This window comes from Psychromonas ingrahamii 37 (genome assembly GCF_000015285.1).
Classification (GTDB): domain Bacteria; phylum Pseudomonadota; class Gammaproteobacteria; order Enterobacterales; family Psychromonadaceae; genus Psychromonas; species Psychromonas ingrahamii.
On the sequence record NC_008709.1, the window covers coordinates 1,769,721 to 1,794,018 of the forward strand.

Below are 24,298 nucleotides of genomic sequence, written 5' to 3' on the forward strand. Positions count from 1 at the left end.
TCTTTGTTACATTATGAAATACGTTTGTATTTTATACGATGCGGCTCGACAGATGCAGCGCCATAGGTTTTTTTCATCCATTCTTCGTAATCTGTAAAGTTACCTTCGTAGAAATTCACTTGCCCTTCATCGCGGTAATCAATGATATGGGTGGCGATTCTGTCCAGGAACCAGCGGTCATGTGAAATCACCATAACACAACCGGCAAAATCGAGCAGGGCATTTTCCAGGGCACGCAGTGTTTCGATATCAAGATCATTGGTGGGTTCATCGAGTAATAATACGTTGCCGCCGGATTTCAATAATTTGGCAAGATGTAAACGGCCGCGTTCACCGCCGGATAAATTCCCCACAATCTTCTGTTGATCTGTGCCTTTAAAGTTGAAGCGGCCGAGGTAGGCACGACTTGGAATTTCGATATTACCAATTTTAATAATATCGCTGCCATCGGAGACTTCCTGAAAAACGCTGATTTTATCATCCATATCATCACGGAACTGATCAACACTGGCCAGTTGCACACTTGCACCTATAGTAATGTCACCTGAATCGGGTGTTTCAACACCGGACAACATTTTAAACAGGGTAGATTTACCGGCACCATTGGCACCTATAATGCCGACAATTGCGCCCTTGGGAATACTGAAGCTTAAATCATCAATTAACACCCGACCGTCATAGGATTTACTCAGATGATTAACATCAATCACCTGATCACCTAAACGCTGACCCGGTGGAATAAATAGCTCATTGGTTTCGTTACGTTTTTGAAAGTCCTGATTGTTAAGCTCTTCAAAGCGGGATAAACGCGATTTGCTTTTAGATTGACGGCCTTTGGCATTTGAACGAACCCATTCCAGCTCCTGTTCAATTTGACGTTGGCGTGCTTTTTCTTGAGAGGCTTCCTGTTTTAAGCGCGCATCTTTCTGCTCTAACCACGATGAGTAGTTACCTTGCCACGGAATACCGTAACCCCGGTCTAATTCTAAAATCCAGCCGGCAACATTATCTAAGAAATATCTGTCATGGGTAATGGCGACAACAGTGCCTTCATAGTCATGTAAGAAACGCTCTAACCAGGCAACAGATTCTGCATCGAGATGGTTAGTTGGCTCATCCAGTAGTAACATATCCGGTTTTTCGAGCAACAGACGGCACAATGCCACACGGCGGCGCTCACCACCTGAAAGGATCCCTATTTTCGCATCCCAAGCCGGCAGGCGCAGGGCATCAGCGGCACGCTCCAGCTGGTTTTCTAAATTATGACCGTCATGTGCTTGAATAATCGCTTCAAGTTCACCCTGACGTTTAGCCAGTGCATCAAAGTCTGCATCGGGCTCTGCATAAGCTGCGTAAAGTGCATCGAGATCTGTTAACGCATTTTTAACTTCACTGACGGCTTCTTCAATAATTTCGCGAACGTTTTTATCAAGATCTAATACCGGCTCCTGCGCTAAATAACCAATTTTTGTACCCGATAAAGCGCGCGCTTCACCGGCGAACTCTTTATCGAGACCCGCCATAATACGTAATAAGGTTGATTTACCTGAGCCGTTTAAACCTAACACGCCAATTTTTGCGCCCGGAAAAAAACTCAGAGAGATATCTTTTAAAATAGTGCGCTTAGGCGGGACGACCTTGCTCACCTGATCCATTGTGTATATAAACTGTGCCATGAGTGATTGCTCTTGTTAAATGAAAGAAAAAGACTGGATCCCGATGATAGGGCAAAGCAGCGGAAAATGACACACTGCTGTTAAGGATAAAAAGGCTGTTTCTGCGGGTATCCTGGTCAATATGCACTTTTTTCATTTTAAATCCTAAAATTATTCATTTGTTTACGCTATGCAACAGGGTAAGATTAGGTAAAATTTGTTACATCAATAAATCAGCCGATTTAAAACCAGACCCAGTAGGAGTTATGCATGTTTAACCGTGATATGAATATTGCCGATTATGATCCAGAATTATGGCAGTCAATAACTGATGAAGTTCAGCGCCAAGAAGACCATATTGAACTGATTGCATCAGAAAATTACACCAGCCCACGTGTAATGGAAGCGCAAGGCAGTCAGTTAACTAATAAATACGCAGAAGGTTACCCGGGTAAACGTTATTACGGCGGTTGTGAATACGTTGATGTGGCTGAATCTTTAGCTATCGAACGTGCTAAATCTTTATTTGGTGCTGATTATGCAAACGTCCAGCCTCACTCGGGTTCGCAGGCTAATGCAGCCGTTTATCAGGCGCTTTGTGCACCGGGTGATACTATTCTGGGCATGAGTCTTGCCCATGGTGGACATTTAACCCACGGTTCCCACGTCAGTTTTTCTGGTAAAATGTACAATGCTGTGCAATATGGAATCACCCCTGAAACGGGTATTCTAGATTATGCGGAAATTGAACGTCTTGCTGTCGAACATAAACCAACCATGATTATTGCAGGGTTTTCTGCTTATTCGGGTATTGTTGACTGGGCCAAATTTCGCGAAATAGCGGATAAAGTAGGCGCTTATCTGTTTGTTGATATGGCGCACGTTGCAGGGCTAGTGGCTGCGGGTCTTTACCCGAATCCAGTGCCTTTTGCCGATGTGGTGACTACGACAACGCATAAAACCTTAGGCGGTCCGCGTGGCGGCCTGATCCTTGCTAAAGCCAATGAAGCCATTGAGAAAAAATTAAACTCAGCGGTTTTCCCAGGCCAGCAAGGTGGTCCACTAATGCACGTTATTGCAGCTAAAGCGGTTGCATTTAAAGAGTGTGCTGAACCTGAATTTGCTGTTTACCAGCAACAGGTTTTAGATAATGCTAAAGCCATGGTTAAATCATTCCTGGCGCGTGGTTACAAAATCGTTTCTGGCGGTACTGAAAACCATTTATTCCTGGTTGATTTAATCGCTCAGGATATCACCGGTAAAGAAGCGGATGCCGCCTTAGGTAATGCGCATATTACGGTTAACAAAAACTCAGTGCCAAATGATCCCCGTTCTCCTTTTGTGACTTCAGGTTTACGTATTGGTACGCCGGCACTCGCACGTCGTGGTGTTAATGCACAACAATCTGCTGAGCTTGCGTTATGGATGTGTGACGTTCTTGATGCAATCAAAGATGAAGCTAAACTTGCGACCACCATTACAGCGGTTAAAGTTAAAGTGGCCGCTCTTTGTAAAGCTTGCCCTGTTTACGGATAATCTTTTAATAATAAGCACTCAAAAGCTACGCATTGCGTAGCTTTTTTTTACCCTTTTTTTGACTCTATAAAGCAAATTACTGTTAAAACAGGCGCTAAACAGGTTACTATTACACCTTGAAATTAAATTCATAGTAAATTTGTGATATTTGTCAATAGATCCAGTCAACTTTTAAGGTTGATTAATTCTGAATAAGAGTGAGATTAAATGTACTGTCCTTTTTGTAATGCTCAAGATACTAAAGTTATCGACTCACGCTTAGTTTCAGAAGGATCTCAAGTTCGTCGCCGGCGCAGCTGCAATGAATGTAATGAACGTTTTACCACCTATGAATTTGCCGAACTGTTGATGCCGCGTTTGATTAAGTCCGATGGCCGTCGTGAACCCTTTAATGATGACAAATTGCTGGTCGGTATTAACCGTGCCTTGGAAAAAAGACCCGTGAGTCTGGAGGATATTGATGCTGCGGTTAACAAACTTAAATCAACCCTGCGGGCAACGGGCGAGCGTGAAGTGACTTCTAAAATAGTCGGTGAACTGGTTATGGAATTACTTAAGGGGTTAGATAAAATTGCCTATATCCGTTTCGCGTCGGTTTACCGCTCCTTTAAAGATGTTAAAGAGTTTGGTGAGGAAATAGCCAAGCTTGAGACTGATTTTTAGCCTAATGGCATCACACTTGTTAGCATAAAATTTTTACTGTTTTTACTCTTTTTAATGTAGAAGATTGAATATTAATGAACACAACGGCTTTTTCAGACTTAGATAAATACTATATGGCCCATGCGATACTGCTGGCCAAAAAAGGGCGCTTTACCAGCTCACCCAATCCTAATGTGGGTTGTGTGATTGTTGCAAATAATATAATAGTGGGGGAAGGATATCATCAAAAAGCAGGCCTCGGACATGCCGAAGTAAATGCCCTTGCGATCGCTAAAGACAAAGCGATGGGTGCAACCTGTTACGTGACCTTAGAGCCCTGCTCCCACTTTGGCCGTACACCTCCCTGCGCGCTAGCCTTAACTAAAGCTGGGATTAAGCGTGTGATCATTGCGATGGTTGACCCTAACCCTAAGGTCGCAGGAGATGGCATTAAAATATTAGAGAAGGCGGGTATAAAAGTTGACCTTGGTCTGCTTAAAAATGAAGCGATGGATTTAAACCGTGGTTTTATTAAACGGATGCAGGTTAAAGAGCCTCGTGTAACAGTGAAACTTGCCAGTAGTTTAGACGGTAAAACGGCCCTTAAAAATGGCCAAAGCCAGTGGATAACAGGCCCTGCTGCGCGTTGTGATGTGCAATATTTCCGCGCCCTGCAAAGCGCTGTATTAACTGGCAGCGCGACCGTGATTGCCGATAATCCAAGCTTAAATGTGCGCTATGAAAGCTTAAAAAATCATCTGGATTTTGATCTGACATTGAGACCTGCTGAGATACGCCAACCGATACGTATTATCTTAGATTCCCACAATAAAATCACCCTTAAGGAAAAATTATTTTCACTTGAAGGTAAAGTGTTGTTGGTGTCCCTGCTTCCCCGTGACGATTTACCAAAAAATAAAAATCAATTCAGCGCTGATATTGAACAACTGATCGGCACAGATGATGGCCATGGTCGGATTAACCTTAAGGTCTTATTAACCCAGTTAAGTGATTATGAAATCAACGATCTTTGGGTTGAGGCCGGAGCGACACTCGCGGGTGAGTTTTTTAATCATCAGTTGGTGGATCAATTTATTCTTTATCAGGCACCAAAATTAATGGGCAGTCAGGCGCGAGATTTAGTAAACTTGCCTGATTATTCAAAAATGATTGAGGTTGTGCAATTATCACTGCAGAGTGTGGTTTTAATTGGCAATGATATTCGCATTATAAGTAACATTACAAGTGACAGGGGTTAATATGTTTACAGGAATTATAGCGGCAGTCGGTAAGGTGACTGCCATTAAAAAAAATGCCAAAGATATCACCATTAGCGTCGATGCAGGGAGCCTTGATTTAAGTGATGTAAAAGTGGGTGATAGCATTTCAAATAATGGTGTTTGCTTAACGGTGACCAAGTTAAGTGATAAAAGTTTTAATGCCGATCTTTCTAACGAGACGTTAAAGCGCAGTGGTTTTTCTCAGATTAAAAATGGTTTTGTGCTTAATTTAGAAAAAGCAATGCAAATGAATGACCGTTTTGGTGGACACATTGTTAGCGGGCATGTGGATGGTGTGGGTGAAGTGATATCCGTTGACCCCCTTGGCAATGCCGTTGAATACTGGATTAAAGCGCCCGATGAATTGGCTAAATATATTGCAGAAAAAGGATCTATTACCGTTGATGGTGTGAGTTTAACCACCAATGAAATTAACGGTGCTGCTTTCAAATTGACTATTATCCCGCACACAATTTCGCAAACGACTATGGTGAACTATAAAGTGGGCACCCAAGTCAATTTAGAAGTTGATGTTATTTCACGTTATTTAGAACGTTTAATGCTGGGTGATAAAGCCTCGACAAGTCAACATGATAATAAATCAACCATGGATCTGCTCGCTAAAAGTGGTTTCTTAGGTTAAGCCGACTATGAGATAGGTGAACTATACCCAGGTCAATTTAGAAGTTGACCTTATCGCTCGTTTTTAGAACGTTTAATGCTGGGTGAACAAGCTTCGACAAGTCACCATGACAATAAACCACCTAACCATGGGATCTGCTTGCTAAAAGTGGTTTCTTAGGTCAAGCCGTAAAATAGATAGGAAAATAAAATGAAATTAAGTACTACCGCCGAAATTATCGAAGATATTCGTTTAGGTAAAATGGTTATTTTGATGGATGATGAAGATCGCGAAAACGAGGGCGATCTAATTATGGCTGCCGATTTAGTCACCCCGGAAGCGATTAACTTTATGGCAACCTATGGTCGTGGTCTGGTTTGTCTAACATTAACGGCTGAGCGCTGTGAGCAGCTTAAGTTACCGCTAATGGTTGATGATAATACCGCTGCATTTTCGACCAATTTTACGGTTTCTATTGAAGCAGCCCTTGGTGTCACCACGGGTATTTCGGCTGCCGACCGTGCCATTACCGTACAAGCTGCAGTGGCTAAAGACGCAAAACCTACGGACATTGTTATGCCTGGTCATATCTTTCCACTGATGGCACAAGCGGGTGGCGTATTAACCCGTGCCGGGCACACTGAAGCGGGCTGCGACTTAGCACGTTTGGCCGGTCGGGAACCCGCTGGCGTGATTGTTGAAATATTAAATAAAGATGGCACGATGGCGCGCCGTCCAGATCTTGAAATTTTTGCAGAAGAAAAAGGGATAAAATTAGGCACTGTTGCAGATTTAATTGAATACCGTAATAACAATGAAACCACTATTGAACGTGTCAGCGCTTGCAAATTACCGACGGAATATGGTGATTTTGATTTAATCGCTTATCAGGACACTATCGATAAACAGGTTCATTTTGCATTAGTCAATGGCGAAATTAAAACCGGGCAAACCACCAATGTGCGAGTGCATTTACAAAACACCTTCGCCGATAACTTCTTTTCCGATCGTTTAAGTAAACGCACTTGGCCATTAAATGATGCGCTGCAGCGTTTAAATAAAGACGGTGGCGTATTGGTTATGTTAGCCCATCAGGAAACACCGAGTTCATTGATTGAACAAGTAAAACAAATTGCCAATGAAGATGCCGGTGAACGTGTCGCTAAAAAAGAGCAAAAAGTGAGCCGCCGTGTGGGGGTTGGTTCGCAGATCCTGCGTGATTTAGGCGTGCAAAAAATGGCCCTGTTAAGCTCTGAGAAAAAATATCATGCGTTATCAGGATTTGGTTTAGAAGTGGTCGATTACATTACTGAATAGCCTGTGTTGCTCTTCGTAATAAAGTTAACAATTAATAAAAATGTGTTAAGATTCACAAAATTTTGCAATAAGGGTAGTAAATGAAAATTATTGAAGGTGGCTTAGCGGCACCACAAGCGCAGATCGCAATCGTTATCTCTCGTTTTAATAGCTTTATTAACGAGCAGTTATTAGCAGGAGCAATCGATACCCTTAAGCGTACTGGTCAAGTTGCTGATGATAATATTACTGTTGTACGTGTCCCTGGTGCCGTTGAGCTTCCATTGGTCGCTAAACGTGTTGCCGCCTCTAAAAAGTTCGATGCCATTATCGCATTAGGGACTGTTATTCGTGGTGGTACACCCCACTTTGAATTTGTTGCTGGCGAATGTAATAAGGGCCTTGGTCAAGTCTCTATGGACTTTGATATACCGGTTTCCTTCGGGGTATTAACAACTGATTCAATAGAACAAGCGATTGAACGTGCGGGAACTAAAATGGGTAATAAAGGCAGTGAAGCGGCCTTAAGCGCATTAGAAATGGTCAATGTTATGGCGGAGTTTAAATAATGAAAATGAAACCAGCTGAACGTCGACGCGCCCGCCAATCTGCGGTACAGGCAATTTACCAATGGCAAATCACTAAACTGAGTGCCGGTCAAATTATTGAGCAATTTAGCACTGATCAGGATCTGTCAAAAACAGATGTTCCGTATTTTAAAGAATTATTAACCGGTGTTATTCATCGTGTTGATTTTTTAGATGAAAAACTATCTCCTTATCTTTCCCGTAAAATTGAAGATGTTGATATGGTTGATAAAGCCGTATTACGTTTAGCCATGTTTGAGTTAACTCAGCGTACCGATATTCCACATAAAGTGGTTTTGAATGAAGCGATTGAATTAGCAAAAGATTTTGCTACGGATGAAAGCTACAAGTTCGTTAATGGTGTTTTAGATAAAGCATTACGCAGTTTAAAACTACGAGAAGAAGAACAGGGCAAGTAATACTGCTTCTAAGGTTAGGTTTATATCCCAACTACTTGATGAAGATGCAGGCTTCTGCATCTTCATCAAGTAGTTGGGAATAGAATAAAAAATCCAGTAGCTCCGGCACTGGATTTTTTATGTTAAAAAACAAAGATTAAAACAGGAAAAAACATGAATAAAAGTTTATTGACCAATTTAGTGTCAGCCGCCATTTTAGCGACTGGCTTATTGTTAGGCGAAACAGAGCTAGCCGCTATTCTAACTATGGTGGGTTTATTTGCGTTATCCGGTGCATTAACCAACTGGTTAGCGGTTTTTATGTTATTCGAAAAAATACCTTTTTTGTATGGCTCAGGCGTTGTTCCAGCCCATTTTGAGGAATTTAAAAAAAGTATTTATACATTAATGATGGAAGAGTTTTTTACCTCTGACAACGTGGAGCGTTTTTTAAATGCCGGATCATTGTCTGCGGCGAACATCAACCTTGAGCCAGTGATTGAAAAGGTTGATTTAGATCCGACCTTTGACGGTTTGGTAGAGGTCATTATGGCCTCGTCATTTAGCGGAATGCTCGATATGATAGGTGGTAAAGAGGCGCTGGTACCGCTGCGAGAACCCTTTATTAAACAGATGAAAAAATCCATTATTGAAATGACTAATGATGATAAATTTATTAAACTGCTGAAAGAAGAAGTTGAACAGCCTGAAATAATGCAGGATATTTTAGGTAAAATTGAGCAGATTATTGAGCAGCGTTTAAGTGAATTAACCCCAACCATTGTTAAAGAAATCATTCAAGCAATGATCAAACGTCACCTTGGCTGGCTGGTTATTTGGGGCGGTGTATTGGGTGGTCTGATTGGTCTTATCAGTGCCTTTGTTATCGCATGGTAGCGGTTGGCTCTAAATGATTAAATTATCATCCAGGTTAAATACAGTTCTGTTTTCTGTATTAGCGCTGCTGGCGTTTGCCGCTAATTCCATCCTTGCTCGTCTGGCGTTAGGAGCAGGCGATATAGATGCTGCCGGCTTTACGATAGTGCGTTTATTATCGGCGATTGTTATGTTGAGCATTCTGCTGCATTTTAAACAGAAGTCGAATGCAATTGCTAATGCCAATTCTAAAGCAACTTCTAATGCCAATTCTAAAGCAACTTCTAATGCAGAGAGCGCTGTAAAACCTAAATCAAGCTGGTTTTCGGCTGTGATGTTATTTATTTATGCCTGCAGTTTTTCCTTTGCCTATCTGTCACTCGAGACAGGTACTGGTGCATTAGTGTTGTTCGCGGCCGTTCAAATTACAATGGTTATTAAAAATCACCTTCAAGGCAACCGCTTGCAGTTTATTGAGTTGCTGGGCTTGATTGTTGCGTTCAGTGGTTTTGTCTATCTGGTTTTCCCAAACTTAAGCACACCGTCATTTCAGGGGTTTGTGTTAATGACGATAGCCGGGATAGCCTGGGCCTTTTACACACTTAAAGGGCAGGGGGTAAGTGATCCTTTGTCTGCTAGCAATACAAACTTTTTACGCACCTTACCTTTTGTTTTTGTTCTTTTTATCTTCTCGTATCCATCAATAATCTATACCTGGCAGGGTATTTTATTGGCTATCACGTCCGGTGCATTGGCATCGGCATTGGGTTATTATTGTTGGTATTTAGCCTTGGCTGGATTATCCATTACGCAGGCGTCGGTAATACAACTATCTGTGCCTGTTATTGCCGCACTGGGCGGCGTAATCTGGATAAGCGAGCCTGTTAGTATAGATTTCATTATCTCCGCCGCATTAGTCTGCACTGGTATCTTGCTGGTGGTGTTTGCTCACTATCGCAAGGCCAGTGCTGGTCTTTAATTAATACCGGTTAACCATTATCGGTTAACTGCCGCGCTCTTCTTTTAATGCGGCTTGGTATGTTGCTTTAAATTTATTAAATTTAGGCTGAATCACCATAGAACAGTAACCTTGTCCCGGATTTTTAAGAAAGTAACCCTGATGATAATCTTCAGCGGGGTAAAATGTTTCTAATTTTTCAATGGTGGTTTTGATACTGTCGGTCAATACAGCCTGTTGTTCAAGGGTGTTGATAAATTCTAAGGCTGATTGCTTTTGCGCGAGATCGTGATAAAAAATAGCAGAGCGATACTGTGTGCCGATATCATGACCCTGGCGGTTTAATTGTGTCGCATCATGCAGACTGAAAAAAATAGTTAATAATTCTGCGTAACTGATGACTGAATCATCAAATGTGATTTGCACCACTTCAGCATGCCCGCTTGTACCAGTGCAAATATCTGCATAAGTGGGTGAATCCGTTTTTCCGCCTGTGTATCCGGAAACTGCACTCTTCACGCCCTTTAAAGCATTGAAAGCCGCTTCCATACACCAAAAACATCCTCCTGCAAAAGTTGCTGTTGAAATTGCCATTTTGATACTCCGTATTAAATTGTTAAAGGTAGCATATTGATATAATAACAATCCATTTTAATTTTTTAAATTAACCTGCTAAATGTTGCCGATATCTTTATGGATACTTTTAATGTCACTGGTGATTTGAAAGTCAGAGTCTCCGTTAATGCGGGATAATACCCACCCTGAAGTTGCACAAAAGTTTAGCCTTTAAGGCATGCTTTTGAACAATTAAAGCGGCATAAAAATGTATAAAATGTACGTTGCTGCCTCTTAAGAGACTCAATCTGATGACGTTCAGCAGTGTAAAATAAGGCAATGTAACTGACTTGATTTGTTCGATACCTAAAATAAGTTATATCAAGCATGTCAGATTTTTAGATGCGTAATAGCAGCACAGTAACGTATTTTATATTCAATGGTGTCATCGCTAAATGCATGACGGATAATTTGCTCGTCCAGTTGGCAGAGCGAGCAGGAACTTGATTTAATCACTTCGGACAGTGATGGTTATTCAGATGCGTACTTATTACCCTGACACTTTTTCTGGGGTAAGTTGATCATAGCGGTTGTGCTGCTAAAAAGTTGAAATATTACGGGTCAACTTCAGTAAGAATTTTTATTTAGTCCATGCCGAACTCCTTCCAGAAAGAGAAAAATAAGCTACCCTTATGAAAGCGCATCCTAGCTCTCCTAACTATTGAGGGGCATGCCAGTAAACAAGGCCGCGCAGAATATAACCGAATATTATGACAACAACATGGCGAGGCTATTAAAGATATCCTGATCACAAGGTTTTAATAGATGACGCTGGCATGACTGCCGTTGGGTATGCGGTTATTACTAGAAGGTGATAATGATCTATTGATGCGCGTAATCGCCGTGTTGTTGCTGAAATAAGCCGTGAAGTACAACAGAAAGAGTTGAAATGAACAATCTATAGCATCGATTCTCCTGCTGAGTGATATTTAGTGCTGATGATAAATAGAAGGGGTAAAGCCTGGTGGCGCTTATTGAGTGGTTTACTGCTGCTAATAAGTTTGTCCAGCCTGACCCTATGGTTATTAAATGAGCAGAAAATAATAACCGCGCTTAAAAGTAATTATGGCGTGCGGGCTGCTGACAGGGGAATAGCCTGGTTTGATATTCTGGATTCAGCACAACAGTTGAGCGACATAGAAAAATTAACCAAGGTTAATAGTTTTTTTAATATGCTCTATTTCATTGATGACAAGCAGCTCTGGGGAGAAGACAATTACTGGGCAACCCCGCTGGAATTTATTGGTGTAAAAGGGGGAGACTGTGAGGAGTTTGCCATCGCAAAATACTTTACATTATTAGCACTGGGTATCGACGATCAGAAAATGCGTATTACCATGGTCAAAGCATTGACGCTGAATCAATATCATATGGTACTTTCCTATTATGAAACGCCCGGTTCAGTGCCTCTGGTGCTCGATAACTTGGATATGCAAATCAAACCTGCCAATCAACGTCAGGATCTTGATCCTATTTATAGCTTTAACGGTAGCCAACTTTGGCTTAATAAAGAAAAAGGACAAGGTGTACTGGTCGGTAAATCAGATCGCCTCGACCGCTGGACAAATTTAATTCAACGTATGGAATTTTCACGGATGAAACAGCCAAAGTTGAGAATGGAGTAAATATTCAATGACCCTGTTTAAGCAGATAAACTCATTATTGTTAGGACTTTTTTTGCTGGTAATGTCCACTTTATTTTATTTTCAGTTTACCGAAACAAGTGCTTTTATGAGCGATCAAATGGAATCAGATCTCAATAATACCAGTATTTCATTAGGTCTGATGTTAAAACCTCATCTGGAAACGGGCGATGTAGTGATGGTTGAAACCTTAATCAATGTTATTTTTGAAGGCGGTTTTTATCAAAGGGTCAGTCTGACCTGGCTTGCAGATCAAAAACAGCAAGTATGGAAGAATCCTGTCATTATAAATGGGGTACCACAATGGTTTGTTAACTTGGGGCTATTTAAGGGGCTAATAAGTGAAACTGTTATTACATCAGGGTGGTTACAGCTGGCAACGTTGAAAATCGAATCAAATCCAGCGATCGGTTACCGGGAATTATGGCGGATTATGAAACATATGGTACTGGCTTTAGTGGTTATTTTTCTTATCGCAATTTTTTTATTCCGCTGGCGTTTAAAAACCATTTTAAAACCCGTAGATCAAGTTGCAGCACATGCCTATGACCTTGCCCGGTGTAAATTCAGTGAAAATTTACCCTTACCTAAAACCACTGAACTTAAAAAAATGGTTGATGCCGTTAACACCATGTCCGGACAATTAAAGTTAGTGTTTAATTCTCTTGCTGAGCAAGTGAATATATTAAAAAATGAAACATTGTTTGATGCTGTTTCGCAGCTTCCTAATAGACAGTACTTAGCGGGGCAATTGACCAGTCGCTTAGATCAGCCGGGGGTAGGGGCGCTAATATTAGCTAAATTTCCCTGGTTAGATGAAATACACCATAAATTTGGTTATCAGGTACGTGATCAAGCCATTAAAAAATTGTCAGATAACCTGCTGAAAAGCCTGCCTAAAAGCTTTATTGCGCGTATTTCAAATACGGAATTTGCTTTTTTAATAATGGATGCTGATGATAAACAGATAACTTATTATCTGCAGCTGTTAATCCGTTTAATTAATCAGGAAATTTTGCAGGACGGCTGTATTCCCAACCGTGATTTTGCGATTGGGTTAAGTGAAAGGACCGCGAATGTAACACCCGCCGAATTATTAGCTCAGGCAGATCATGCTTTGCAAAAAGCGCTGTTAGAAAATAAAATCAGCCAATGGTTTAGGCCTCATACTGAGCAGGAATTTAGCCTGGAACAATGGCGAGTTCGTCTTCTGGATGTCATTAACAAACATCAGTTTATATTCCAATGGCAAATGGTACACAGCATGGAAAGTGATAGTGTCATGCAGAGAGAGATTTACAGTCGTTTAAAAATAGATGAAAAAGTTACCCAAGCGAATGAGTTTATACCCTTTGTTGAACGCTTAGCATTAGGCCATCAGTTCGACAGAAACATACTCGAAGCACTTGTCAAAAGACAGCTGCTAACGATTAATAAAGAACCTATTGCAGTGAATTTAACCCGTGACAGTATAGTCAATAACGAATTTCATACCTGGTTAAGTCAATTTTTAAATAAGGTTGCCGATCCGCACCTTATTCATTTTGAGTTGCCCGAAGCGGGGGTTTTAAATTATTTAGAGGAAGCGATTAGACTCTCTGACATTATAAAAATTAGAGGGGCAAAATGTGGTATAGATCATTATGGTCAACAGTTAACATCCTTTGAATACCTGCGACTGTTAAAACCTTATTATGTAAAATTGGATCTTTCATTGTCTGCTTACCAGGATCAAGAGAAACCACACAATCTGAAAAATCTGGAAATCTGCCGCGCACTGGTCAATATTGCACATGGCTTTGATATTAAAGTGATTATTACGGGTATTGAAGACGAGAAGCATCTGAAGATGGTCAAAATTTTGCGGATTGAAGGTTATCAAGGTTATATATCAGGCCCAGTTGACATATAGACGCAAATTACTTGAAGATGCAAATGTCTGCATCTTCAAATAATTAGGCGTTAATTTTTTATCTTCGTGGCGTTAAGCTGCTTTAAACTCGCTTTTCTGGTTTCTCCATAGATAGTTTTTTTTGCAATGACGACCTTTATCTAAAATAAAAAATCATTTACATCCCCCTTTGTTATTCATTTTCACACAATATTTTCGCTGAAATAATGATCCTGAATGCGGTTTGTTACGTAGAATTTTTCATCTAAACAGATTAGAAATTTGTGCTAATATGAGCGCTATTTTATTAATATCAGCAATATCAGCAAATAACCGACTAGGGTACTTTAGACATGATCCCAAATTTATCTCATCAAGAGAATATTAAACAAGATTACTTTGCATTTTTAACGGCGTTAAGTGCAACAAACTATTCCGGCGAAATAGAAAAAAGTTATGCCAGTCGTCTTGCTGTTGCAACGGATAACAGTGTTTATCAATGTTTGCCGCAAGCAGTGATTTTTCCCCGCTCGACTCAGGATATTGTTGAAATTTGTAAACTTGCACAGGCTGATCAATTCTCCAATATTCGTTTTTCACCTCGCGGTGGCGGAACAGGTACCAACGGCCAGTCCTTAAGTAATGATCTGGTATTAGACCTGTCCCGTTTTATGAATCAAATTATTGAATTGAATGAGACTGAAGGCTGGGTGCGGGTACAAACCGGCGTGGTTAAAGATCAACTGAATGAATTTTTGCGCCCTTTTGGTCTGTTTTTTTCGCCTGATTTATCAACCAGCAACCGCGCGACGATTGGCGGCATGGTCAGCTGTGATGCTTCCGGGCAAGGATCGCTCGTTTATGGTAAAACCAGTGATCATGTTTTAGCACTCACGTCAGTATTAGTTGATGGTCACGTATTAGAGAGCGCACCGCTTAAAGGTGATGCTTTAGTTGAACAAAGTGCACGTCAAGATACGATTGGTGCTATTTACCGTCAGGTGATTGAAACCTGTTCGACTAAGCAACAGCAAATTGAGCAAGGTTTCCCCAAGCTGAATCGCTTCTTAACCGGTTATGATTTAAAACATGTCTATGATGCTGAAACAGGCGGTGTCGATTTAACCCGTATTTTGTGCGGCGCGGAGGGCTCCTTGGCTTTTATTACCGAAGCTAAATTACATGTGCAAAAAATCCCCACTTATCGCACTTTGTTTAATATTAAATACGACAGTTTCCAATCAGCATTACAAAATGCCCCTTTCTTAGTGCAAGCCAATGCGTTATCGGTAGAAACCATTGATTCAAAGGTTTTAAATCTGGCCAAACAAGATATTGTCTGGCATAGCGTTAGTCAATTAATCACAGATGTACCCAATAAAATTGTTGATGGTTTAAATGTCGTTGAATTTGTTGAAGAAGACGCAGAAAGTCAAACGCAAAAAGTCAATGATTTAATTATAAAATTAGATAAATTAATTGCCAATGAAGAAGCGGGTGTGATTGCTTACCAAATCTGTGATGATTTGGACGATATCAATAAAATTTACGGTATGCGTAAAAAAGCGGTTGGTTTGTTAGGCAAGACCGCGGGCAGTGCAAAACCTATTCCTTTTGTCGAAGATACCTGTGTGCCGCCGGAAAATTTAGCGGCTTACATTATTGAATTCCGGCAGTTATTGGATGATCACAATCTGCATTATGGCATGTTTGGCCATGTGGATGCCGGGGTATTACATGTGCGTCCGGCGCTGGATATGTGCGATCCGGAGCAGGAAAAAATCATGCGCACCATTTCTGATAAGGTGGTGGCATTAACTTCTAAATATAAAGGGTTAATGTGGGGAGAGCATGGCAAAGGCTTCCGCAGTGAATACAGCCCGGAATTTTTTGGTGAAGAGCTGTACGTCGAATTACGTAAAATTAAAGCGGTCTTTGATCCGCAAAACCGTGTTAACCCAGGGAAAATCTGTACACCGATAGACTCGAATGAGTTGTTAGTCAGTGTGGACGCGGTAAAACGTGGTACCTTTGATCGTCAAATCCCGATTAAGGTCCGCACAAGTTTTAAAGAGACCGTTGATTGTAACGGCAATGGTCTCTGTTTTAACTATGATACTAAATCCCCGATGTGTCCCTCGGTTAAAGTCACCCGTGATCGCCGTCATTCCCCTAAAGGTCGTGCGGGTTTGATGCGCGAATGGTTACGTCAGTTAGCCAATAATGATATCGATGTTTTACAACTTGAAGAAGATCTTTATGCGGGTAAAAATGCCAGTATCTTCAGAAAATTTGTCAATACCTTAGCTAAACGCAAAGGTGAATATGACTTTTCACATGAAGTCATGGAAGCGATGCAGGGCTGTTTAGCCTGTAAAGCCTGTACCAGTCAGTGTCCTATTCAGGTGGATGTCCCTACTTTTCGTGCCCGTTTTATGCATATTTATCATGATCGTTACCTGCGCCCTTTAAAAGATTATTTTGTTGCCTATGTAGAGCAATATGCCCCGGTGATGGGGAAAGCCCCGCAATTCTTTAATTTTTTTATGGGCATGAAACTGACCGCTGCCTTAACAGAAAAGTTTGTCGGTATGGTTGATATTCCGTTACTTTCAAGCCCATCACTCACCGCTTCACTTAAAATTCAGGATGTGCTTGAGTTTGATTTAGCTAAGCTTCAGGCATTAACTGATGCTGAACGTAAAGAGTATGTATTAATAGTGCAGGATCCCTTTACTACTTATTATGATGCGGATGTAGTCAGAGATGTTGTCTTAACGATTAAAAAATTAGGCTATAAACCGGTGATCCTGCCCTTTAAGGCAAATGGAAAACCACAGCATATTAAAGGTTTCCTGGATAAATTTGCTAAAACAGCCAAGGACTCAGCGCAGTTTTTAAATCAGATGGCAACGCTTAATATTCCTATGGTTGGGACAGATCCTGCCATGGTATTGTGTTACCGTGACGAGTACAAAAAAGCACTAGGTGAAAATCGTGGTGAGTTTCATGTGCACCTTTTCCAAGAATGGTTATTAACGCGTTTAAGCAGTGATAAAACCCCCTTAACCGGTAAGCAATATTTTTTATTGGGTCACTGCACCGAAGTCACTGCAGAGCCGGCATCCGGTGGGGATTGGGCTAAAATATTTAATCATTTTGGCGCCGAGTTTATTAATGTTGCTGTGGGTTGTTGCGGTATGGCTGGTACCTATGGGCATGATGTGACTCACCTGGCTGATTCAAAAGCCATTTACAGTCTTAGCTGGGAAGCCGAAATTGCTAAACGTGAGCGTTCACAATGTTTAGCAACGGGTTATTCATGTCGCAGCCAAGTCAAGCGTATTGAAGGGCATACATTAAAACACCCTGTGCAGGCGCTCTTAGAGATTCTATAGAAATCTTATATAACATAATTTACTGGAAAAAAAGTACAGGACAAAAATGTCGATTTGGAAAAAAAACACGGATTTAGCGCGCTTAAATGCAACCAGTGAAAAGACACTGACCGCTCACTTGGGCATTTTATTTACCGAGGTGGGCGATAACTCTTTAACTGGGACAATGCCTGTTGACCAGCGCACTGTCCAGCCTTTTGGGCTGTTACATGGTGGTGCATCTGTTGTTTTAGCTGAAACGTTAGGCAGTCTGGCTGCTAACTTAACTGTCCCGCAAGATAAAGTTTGTGTGGGCCTGGAAGTTAATGCCAATCATATACGTGGTGTAAAATCTGGGATTGTTATTGGTACTGCAACGGCGCTGCACATAGGTTATACAACACAAATTTGGTCCATTGAAATAAAAAATGAAAGAGGGCAATTGGTGTGTATATCACGCCTGACTATTGCGGTTATTAATAAACCTATACCCTAACTAGCCAGATATTTAGATTTTATTGCTAGTTTTTAAACAGATAAAATAGCGCTGTGGTAATTGATCACAAGGCACTTAAATAAAAAAGAGAAAGTTATGATTAAAATTGGTGCTTATAATGAGCTGACTATTATTAAGCAAGTTGATTTCGGTGTGTACCTTGACGGGCAGGAAGACGGGGAAATATTATTACCCCGCCGTTATGTCACCGATGATATGAAAATCGGGCAAACTGTGGTGGTCTTTCTGTATTGTGATTCAGAAGATCGTTTGATTGCTACCACGCAAAAACCAAAAGCGGAAGTGGGGGAATTTACTTCATTAAAAGTTGTTGATACAAATAGAGCAGGTGCCTTTCTAGATTGGGGGTTACCGAAAGATTTATTAGTCCCTTTTAATCAGCAAAAAACACCAATGAAAGAAGGTTATGGATATATTGTTTATATTTATCAAGATGATATAAGTGAGCGTTTAGTCGCTTCATCAAAATTAGACCGTTTTTTAGACAAAGAAGAAGCCAATTATAAAGTGGGCGATAAAGTCGATTTATTAATCGCAGAAAGAAGCGATATTGGTTTTAAAGCGATTATTAATAATAAACACTGGGGGGTTCTGTTCCCAAGCGACGTGTTTGGTGAGATGGGTATTGGAAAAAGGTGCAAAGGTTATATCAAGCAAGTACGTGAAGATGGCAAAATTGATTTGACCCTGACACAGATAGGCTATGGGAAGATTGATTCATTAGCCGAGCGGGTTGTCCAAACCCTGAAATTGCATCAGGGTTACCTGCAACTGTCGGATAAAAGTTCTCCTGAGCAAATAGCCAAAATTTTAAAAATGAGTAAAGCTAATTTCAAAAAAGCGATCGGTCAGTTATATCGTAAAAAAGTCATTCATATTGAAAATAATGGGATCCGTTTAAACGAATAATTTACCGCAGGTTCGTTTTTCTTTCCTTTATCTACCGTACTGGCCCCATTCGGTGCCAGTACGTACGAATAATCAGCTTTTTTCCTTGTCCTGTGAAATAAGATGAACATCCTGTTGCGGGAAAGGGATCATAATTTCAGCTGCCTTAAAGCGTTTATAAATTTCTTTATGCAATTCAGTAATTGTCTGTAAACGATCACCTTGGGTGGCAACGTAGGCCCTTAGGGTGAGTAGTAAGCTGCTATCGGCAAATTCTTCAAAGTTAACAAAGGGTGGCGGTTCAGTGAGTGTATGCTCATTCTCCTTGGCAATATCTTCAATAATGGTCATGGCCAATTCCACATCACTGCCGTAAGCAATGCCGACCTTAACCATGATCCGGGTAATTTCATCGCTAAGTGTCCAATTAAGTACACGGCCGGTAATCAACTCTTTATTGGGAATCAATAACTCTTTTTCATCAAAGTTGCGGATGGTGGTGGCGCGAATACGAATGCGGATCACTGTGCCCGATGATTCGTCCGTACTGCCGGTGCTGATAATATCACCGACGCGAATGGGCCGTTCAAATAATAGAATTAAACCACAAATGAAATTGGCGACGACTTCCTGCAGACCAAAGCCAATGCCGACACTCAGCGCTGCAAACATCCATCCGATACGGGAGGAATTTATTCCAAGAAAGCTCATGGTGATAAGAATCGTAATAATAACAATGCCATAACGTGTTAAGGTCACAATAGCATAACGGGAACCTGGACTGACTTTTCCGTTTTTAAGTAAAATGATATCTATTAAAGAAGGTAAGTTTCGGGATAATATATACCCTCCTAAGCTCACTAAAAAAGCCACTAATACTTCATCCAGTCTCACGGCAAGCAACACTTCTTTACCATCCACTATCACGTCTTTATTCCACAGCTCTATCTGTTCAAGGAAACTTAATGCAGGTAACATCTGACCCCAGACGCCAACGAATCCGACCACGGCGAGGACTAAGGTCGCGGCATTAATCAGCTTGTGACTGTCGCCGTCTAATGTTTTTAAATTGGCCTCATGCTCTAATATTTCCTCATGAATTAATTCCGGTATTTCACTCTCTGTTGCTTTAAGGCGGTCCCATTTAACCTTTCGAGCAATCACCAAATTATCATAGGTGAGCCGTTTACTGGTAATTAATAACCAGCGGCTTAAAAGTGAATGAAAAATCCACACAACAGCGGCAAATAAAATTGAAAAATACAGACGTTCGCCAAATATGCCTGCTGTGTAGGTGTATCCTGCTAAGGACATAATAACTATCGCGACGGGTAAGCACATAGTAAAGAAAAAGATAATTTTTCTGGTGTGGAATGTTGACTCAGGATCTGTTGTTGCCGGATACAGTAAGCCTTTGTGAGGGTGAAAAATACTATAGATGATTCTTACCAGTGTAAACATAAGACCTGAATAGCCCAATACTGCAAGCGCTCCCCCCAATGTCGCAGGAAATAATTTGATCGCACTCAGGGTGATAAAATAGCAGGGAATACCGAAGTAAATAAATAGGTTGAGTTGTTTGACATATTTTGACAGCGCTTTTGCTTTACGCCCAAAATGCACTTCTGACACCCCTTTTTCAATGCACAGCACTTTTAAAAGCTGCACTGCAAAGAGCGACACCGCAGTGTAAATGCCAGCATTGGCTAATTCGACTGAAATGTTCGACGCAGTTGTTGGGAGTTTTATCGCCCAACTAATAATAAATAAGATTAACCCGGCCGGTAATGCTAACAGCGTGGTGTAAATTAATGCTTTAAGGGTATGCAGGATACTATCTTGTTTGACACTGCCTACCTTTTCACCACAAATTTGTAATGAGGTAAGTAAATTCTGGCGTAAAAAAATCAACAAAAAGACCAAGGATAAGGGGATAAAGAGTAACAAGAGATTTGGTAATCTAATTTTTTTTAGTTTCAATAACTCACTTTTAAAATGACTTACGTAGCATTTAAGATCTGAGGGTAATTGGGTAAACATAATAAAATCAAAGGCGTTACTGCTTTTTAGCCACAGGAGGTGCTCAGTTAAATAATCATCATACTCTTTTGTTTTATTTATTAATTGTAGGTATCTGGCATCCAGTTCGTATAACCCACTCTGCTGTACCCGGTCATTTTTTATCACTCTTTCAAGCATGTTTTGACGGTTTTCTAACAATTCGGACAGGATCTTATGATGTTCACTGCTTTTTTTCTTGTCATACTGCCCGGGTGCTTGCTCATCGTTAATTAACATCTCTTCGTGACGGAACAATCGTAAGCTTATGTTAGCAATATCATCAAGCACCACACTGCGTGACTTTATGTAGGTTTGACTCTTGGGGAGTTTTTCTCGTTGTGCGCGAATGGATAAAGCTATAAAGGATGAGTCACTTTGAAGTTGCAATTTTTTACGTGCACTGTGGAATGCTTCTGATACCTGCAGTGATAATTTACGTTCACTCGTTTCTTTTTCTAACAGTGTTTGCAGTTCCTGAAACTGTAATTCTAATACAGCAATCAAGGCTAAATTTTGCTTGGCTATTCCCTGCAGGTAATTATCCTCTGCTAATGCCCCGTTGAGCACCAAATTGGCAGTTTCAGACACTTTTTGGGTCGACTCTGCGCGTTTGTTAAAAAGCTTTTCATGTAAAAACGCGATGCGTATTTCGATTTTTTTCAGCAAGGTTATTTCGTTTTTTTGTTTTTCCTGCAGCAGGTTCAATAAAGTACTGTTGCCGGTGAGTTCCTGATCAAGCATTAACAGTTCTGTTTGTAACGATTGACGTTTCGTTTCCTGGTACCAATTATCCGCTTCTGTAAATGCAGGACTGTTATTGGATTGTTTATCTATCTGCTTTTCATCAAGCTCTGCCATTTCTAAACGGATATAATTAATTCTTTCTCTGTCCCGGCTCGGCCGTAAGGTACTTTCCCCAATAGTGGTATTAATGGCACTCAGTGTCTCTTCCGATGCCGAACGGTTTTTTTCTTCATCTGAAATCAGTTTTTCTAATGTCGCCAGATCAGTGTATTGATTGATTTTTAAGCTGGCTAAGGGATCGGTTGTCAAGCGTTCCTGCTGTTTTTTTTTCAGTGTGTTTATTTCTTGAGGGGCCGTTAATAATGTTTTTTGATATTCTGCTGTGGCCTCTTTGTGCTGTTCAGTTTGGTGCAAGTGGGAGATGCTGTCGCGATACAGCTGAATTAATTTGGCTTGTGTTTCTGAATCATATTCTTGAGATTTTTTAGCTTGTTCAATACGTTTATCAAGCAGATCAATTGTCACACTATCCTGTGATTGAGCCGATCCAAGCGCACTAAAAAAAATAACACTCAAAAATAAAAGTAGCTGGCTAATATTCTTCATCAAAGCTCCATGGTCATTTGCACAAGCACTGCTGCTGCAAAAAATCCCGAATACTATTGCAGGAAGTCGTTGTTCTTCTCTCATAAAATCGCTTGGCACCATTTTAAATAACTTTAGCCAATTCGACGGGTATTATTGCGCGCTGATGAAGGCATCACAAAATAATTGCCCCCAATGGTGAATTAAGGAACGGCCATGGATATCATTCCAAGGCCGTATTAACGACTTAATAATCAGAGTACGTTACTGGTATCATCTTACTTCCTCGCGGGAGAGTTATTTAGCCTTCAGTGCTAATTTATTTCAGGATCGACTGACTTCGTTTTTGCAATATTACTTATGCTCTGTTTGCAACTGGCAATAATATCCAGTTGACTATCTTTTGCTGTTGAATCAACACCATAGAATCCGAGGAGAGTATGGAACAGATTATCGTGAGAAAAGGTATCATTGTTTGCTTTATCAAGCAGACACTGTTTATCGATCCCTTTTGCAGCGGCATAACCATTTCCTAACCACATAAACCAGGGAACCTGAGTTTGTTCTTCAGGGGCAATCATATAAGGAGCACCATGCAGATATAAGCCATTTTCACCAAGCGATTCGCCATGGTCTGAGATATACATTAAGGCAACATTATATTGCTTCGAATATTCTGTTAATTTTTTAATGGTCTGGGCAATAATATAATCCGTATAAACAAGGGTATTATCATAAACATTGACTATCTCTTGATCGCTGCAGTGTTCAATATCACTTTGATTACAAGCGGGGGTGAATCGTGCTTTACTTTCCGGATAGCGCTGCCAGTAGGTCGGTCCATGACTGCCTTTAATATGTAAAGCGATCAATTGATTACCTTTATTTTTTTGAATTTTTTCGTCTAGATTTTGCAGTAAAACCTCATCGTAACAGGATCCTGCATCACATAACTCCGGGCTGTCTTCCGCTGCGATCTCTATTTTTGAAAAATTGTCAGCGACTCTTTTATCACCGCCATCATTTTCAATCCAGAGCATATCCACGCCTGCATGAGAAATAACATCCAGAGCATTATCCTGGGTAATTGCACGATTTTTGTCGTAATTAGAGCGGTTCATATTTGAAAACATACAGGGTAACGAGTGTGCAGTCGCTGTGCCGCATGAGGAAACATCTTGAAAAGAAATTATCCCCATATCTTGTGTATGGGGATTGGTATTACGCGCATAACCATTGTAAAAAATATTTTGTGAACGTGCTGTCTCACCCACGACTAAAATCATTAAAGTAGGTTTGTCATTACTGCTGTTTTCCAGACTCGCATCCTGGCCAATTTTTTTGTAAGCCAATTCTTTTGTTAAATAAGTTATCTTCAGATACTTATATGAATTGTATGCATGAGCCGGGTTAATCATTTTGTTTAGATAGCTGTTATTTCGCCCTATAGAGGCATAATCTTTGTAATAAAAAAAGGCGATAAACAAAATCCCAACAACGGCAACAATAACCAATAAAAGCCGATTAATTATTTCTCTGGTAATACTTTTTGCATAGGTTATTTTTGTTTTAAAAACAATCAATGCAGGTAGTAGGCCTAAGAATATAAAGTATGAAATTGACCCAAAGTTTATATAAGTAAAAGCTTCCCCCGTATCTGTTTCAAAAATATTTTCTATCATAGAGTAGTCAAACATGACGTTATATTTGATACTGGCATAAAAAGCTAATGCAGATGTTATCAGCAGTGGGATTTGTATTGCTTTAAATAGATAGGGCAGGGCGAGTATTGAAAAAATAATAATAAATGCAAAAGTTAAAACGAGCGGTGACAGAAAATAAAAGACACTCTGATTGTCCGATAAAATATAGATTTTATCGATAATAGGGTAATTGAAAACAAAGCCATAGTATATTGAAAGAAGGGTGATCAAAAACACCATATTTGAGGAGAGATTGATATTTTTAATGGTCTTTAACAAAGTCGATTTCAAGGTGGTTATCCCGATGGGTTAATAATAAGTAATAGTATACTTTTTTAAACTTAAGATTTACTGAGGAAGTCTATTCAACAGTGATTTATTACAGTAATTTATTACAGTAATTTAAAACTTACCGCTGTTTAGC

The 24,298-nt window shown here is 40.4% G+C and carries 19 protein-coding genes; 14 read left to right on the forward strand and 5 right to left on the reverse strand.

The features are described 5' to 3' along the window. Window positions 1-11: 11 nt before the first annotated feature. Both ettA and PING_RS20895 read right to left on the reverse strand, forming a co-directional pair. A complete protein-coding gene (ettA, locus tag PING_RS07585; protein ID WP_011769814.1) occupies window positions 12-1,676 on the reverse strand; it encodes an energy-dependent translational throttle protein EttA in 1,665 nt (554 codons plus the stop codon). Continuing rightward, window positions 1,624-1,812 carry a hypothetical protein gene (locus tag PING_RS20895; protein WP_198134749.1) on the reverse strand — a complete coding sequence of 63 codons (189 nt, stop codon included), beginning with the start codon at window positions 1,810-1,812 and terminating at the stop codon, window positions 1,624-1,626. The genes ettA and PING_RS20895 overlap by 53 nt, the downstream gene beginning before the upstream one ends. Window positions 1,813-1,925: 113 nt before the next feature. On the opposite strand from PING_RS20895, the gene glyA reads away from it, so the two are divergent. The 9 genes from glyA (at window position 1,926) to PING_RS07630 (ending at window position 9,871) form a co-directional block, all read left to right on the forward strand. Beyond that, on the forward strand, window positions 1,926-3,191 hold the full coding sequence (gene glyA / locus PING_RS07590; RefSeq protein ID WP_011769815.1) for a serine hydroxymethyltransferase: 1,266 nt from the start codon (window positions 1,926-1,928) through the stop codon (window positions 3,189-3,191). Between the two features lie 207 nt (window positions 3,192-3,398). Next, window positions 3,399-3,854, forward strand: a complete 456-nt coding sequence (gene nrdR, locus PING_RS07595) for a transcriptional regulator NrdR (RefSeq protein ID WP_011769816.1) — start codon at window positions 3,399-3,401, stop codon at window positions 3,852-3,854. Window positions 3,855-3,928: 74 nt separating this feature from the next. Then, window positions 3,929-5,092 (forward strand): bifunctional diaminohydroxyphosphoribosylaminopyrimidine deaminase/5-amino-6-(5-phosphoribosylamino)uracil reductase RibD, encoded by a 1,164-nt coding sequence (gene ribD / locus PING_RS07600; protein WP_011769817.1) that lies wholly within the window; start codon window positions 3,929-3,931, stop codon window positions 5,090-5,092. A 1-nt stretch (window position 5,093) separates the two neighbouring features. Then, window positions 5,094-5,756, forward strand: a complete 663-nt coding sequence (locus PING_RS07605) for a riboflavin synthase (protein WP_011769818.1) — start codon at window positions 5,094-5,096, stop codon at window positions 5,754-5,756. A gap of 189 nt (window positions 5,757-5,945) precedes the next feature. Next, the gene (gene ribBA / locus PING_RS07610; protein ID WP_011769819.1) at window positions 5,946-7,052 is read left to right on the forward strand and encodes a bifunctional 3,4-dihydroxy-2-butanone-4-phosphate synthase/GTP cyclohydrolase II; all 1,107 of its coding nucleotides are present in this window, start codon (window positions 5,946-5,948) and stop codon (window positions 7,050-7,052) included. Window positions 7,053-7,132: 80 nt separating this feature from the next. Further along, window positions 7,133-7,600 carry a 6,7-dimethyl-8-ribityllumazine synthase gene (ribH, locus tag PING_RS07615; RefSeq protein WP_011769820.1) on the forward strand — a complete coding sequence of 156 codons (468 nt, stop codon included), beginning with the start codon at window positions 7,133-7,135 and terminating at the stop codon, window positions 7,598-7,600. Between the two features lie 5 nt (window positions 7,601-7,605). After that, window positions 7,606-8,037: a transcription antitermination factor NusB gene (gene nusB / locus PING_RS07620; protein ID WP_041767041.1), complete on the forward strand. Its 432-nt coding sequence runs from the start codon at window positions 7,606-7,608 to the stop codon at window positions 8,035-8,037. A gap of 153 nt (window positions 8,038-8,190) precedes the next feature. After that, window positions 8,191-8,913 carry a DUF445 family protein gene (locus PING_RS07625; RefSeq protein WP_011769822.1) on the forward strand — a complete coding sequence of 241 codons (723 nt, stop codon included), beginning with the start codon at window positions 8,191-8,193 and terminating at the stop codon, window positions 8,911-8,913. 13 nt (window positions 8,914-8,926) lie between these two features. Beyond that, a complete protein-coding gene (locus tag PING_RS07630; RefSeq protein ID WP_011769823.1) occupies window positions 8,927-9,871 on the forward strand; it encodes a DMT family transporter in 945 nt (314 codons plus the stop codon). Window positions 9,872-9,895: 24 nt separating this feature from the next. On the opposite strand, the gene msrA is transcribed toward PING_RS07630, so the two are convergent. Continuing rightward, window positions 9,896-10,444, reverse strand: a complete 549-nt coding sequence (msrA, locus tag PING_RS07635; RefSeq protein WP_011769824.1) for a peptide-methionine (S)-S-oxide reductase MsrA — start codon at window positions 10,442-10,444, stop codon at window positions 9,896-9,898. A 959-nt stretch (window positions 10,445-11,403) separates the two neighbouring features. Here msrA and PING_RS07640 point away from each other — a divergent pair. The 5 genes from PING_RS07640 to PING_RS07660 all read left to right on the forward strand — a co-directional run bounded on the left by PING_RS07640 (window position 11,404) and on the right by PING_RS07660 (window position 18,802). Then, window positions 11,404-12,090 carry a transglutaminase-like cysteine peptidase gene (locus PING_RS07640; protein WP_011769825.1) on the forward strand — a complete coding sequence of 229 codons (687 nt, stop codon included), beginning with the start codon at window positions 11,404-11,406 and terminating at the stop codon, window positions 12,088-12,090. A gap of 7 nt (window positions 12,091-12,097) precedes the next feature. After that, window positions 12,098-14,020, forward strand: a complete 1,923-nt coding sequence (locus tag PING_RS07645; protein WP_011769826.1) for a bifunctional diguanylate cyclase/phosphodiesterase — start codon at window positions 12,098-12,100, stop codon at window positions 14,018-14,020. A 332-nt stretch (window positions 14,021-14,352) separates the two neighbouring features. Further along, window positions 14,353-17,397, forward strand: a complete 3,045-nt coding sequence (gene ydiJ, locus PING_RS07650; protein ID WP_011769827.1) for a D-2-hydroxyglutarate dehydrogenase YdiJ — start codon at window positions 14,353-14,355, stop codon at window positions 17,395-17,397. A gap of 46 nt (window positions 17,398-17,443) precedes the next feature. Next, window positions 17,444-17,872, forward strand: coding sequence for a hotdog fold thioesterase (locus PING_RS07655; RefSeq protein WP_011769828.1), 429 nt, complete (start codon window positions 17,444-17,446; stop codon window positions 17,870-17,872). Between the two features lie 96 nt (window positions 17,873-17,968). Beyond that, window positions 17,969-18,802, forward strand: a complete 834-nt coding sequence (locus PING_RS07660) for a CvfB family protein (protein ID WP_011769829.1) — start codon at window positions 17,969-17,971, stop codon at window positions 18,800-18,802. Between the two features lie 72 nt (window positions 18,803-18,874). Here the strand turns inward: PING_RS07660 and PING_RS21970 are convergent, their stop codons facing one another. After that, window positions 18,875-22,192, reverse strand: a complete 3,318-nt coding sequence (locus PING_RS21970) for a mechanosensitive ion channel domain-containing protein (RefSeq protein ID WP_011769830.1) — start codon at window positions 22,190-22,192, stop codon at window positions 18,875-18,877. Between the two features lie 293 nt (window positions 22,193-22,485). Continuing rightward, the gene (locus PING_RS07670) at window positions 22,486-24,165 is read right to left on the reverse strand and encodes a phosphoethanolamine transferase (protein WP_232279412.1); all 1,680 of its coding nucleotides are present in this window, start codon (window positions 24,163-24,165) and stop codon (window positions 22,486-22,488) included. Window positions 24,166-24,298 lie beyond the last annotated feature (133 nt).

Bases quoted from the DNA above. Each gene is read 5' to 3' on its own strand.
- ribH (WP_011769820.1), top strand. From the start codon at position 7,133: ATGAAAATTATTGAAGGTGGCTTAGCGGCACCACAAGCGCAGATCGCA.
- ribBA (WP_011769819.1), top strand. From the start codon at position 5,946: ATGAAATTAAGTACTACCGCCGAAATTATCGAAGATATTCGTTTAGGT.
- ettA (WP_011769814.1), bottom strand. From the start codon at position 1,676: ATGGCACAGTTTATATACACAATGGATCAGGTGAGCAAGGTCGTCCCG.
- PING_RS07660 (WP_011769829.1), top strand. From the start codon at position 17,969: ATGATTAAAATTGGTGCTTATAATGAGCTGACTATTATTAAGCAAGTT.
- PING_RS20895 (WP_198134749.1), bottom strand. From the start codon at position 1,812: ATGAAAAAAGTGCATATTGACCAGGATACCCGCAGAAACAGCCTTTTT.
- ydiJ (WP_011769827.1), top strand. From the start codon at position 14,353: ATGATCCCAAATTTATCTCATCAAGAGAATATTAAACAAGATTACTTT.
- glyA (WP_011769815.1), top strand. From the start codon at position 1,926: ATGTTTAACCGTGATATGAATATTGCCGATTATGATCCAGAATTATGG.
- PING_RS07655 (WP_011769828.1), top strand. From the start codon at position 17,444: ATGTCGATTTGGAAAAAAAACACGGATTTAGCGCGCTTAAATGCAACC.
- PING_RS07630 (WP_011769823.1), top strand. From the start codon at position 8,927: ATGATTAAATTATCATCCAGGTTAAATACAGTTCTGTTTTCTGTATTA.
- nrdR (WP_011769816.1), top strand. From the start codon at position 3,399: ATGTACTGTCCTTTTTGTAATGCTCAAGATACTAAAGTTATCGACTCA.
- PING_RS07640 (WP_011769825.1), top strand. From the start codon at position 11,404: ATGATAAATAGAAGGGGTAAAGCCTGGTGGCGCTTATTGAGTGGTTTA.
- PING_RS07625 (WP_011769822.1), top strand. From the start codon at position 8,191: ATGAATAAAAGTTTATTGACCAATTTAGTGTCAGCCGCCATTTTAGCG.
- msrA (WP_011769824.1), bottom strand. From the start codon at position 10,444: ATGGCAATTTCAACAGCAACTTTTGCAGGAGGATGTTTTTGGTGTATG.
- PING_RS07605 (WP_011769818.1), top strand. From the start codon at position 5,094: ATGTTTACAGGAATTATAGCGGCAGTCGGTAAGGTGACTGCCATTAAA.
- ribD (WP_011769817.1), top strand. From the start codon at position 3,929: ATGAACACAACGGCTTTTTCAGACTTAGATAAATACTATATGGCCCAT.
- PING_RS21970 (WP_011769830.1), bottom strand. From the start codon at position 22,192: ATGAAGAATATTAGCCAGCTACTTTTATTTTTGAGTGTTATTTTTTTT.
- nusB (WP_041767041.1), top strand. From the start codon at position 7,606: ATGAAACCAGCTGAACGTCGACGCGCCCGCCAATCTGCGGTACAGGCA.
- PING_RS07645 (WP_011769826.1), top strand. From the start codon at position 12,098: ATGACCCTGTTTAAGCAGATAAACTCATTATTGTTAGGACTTTTTTTG.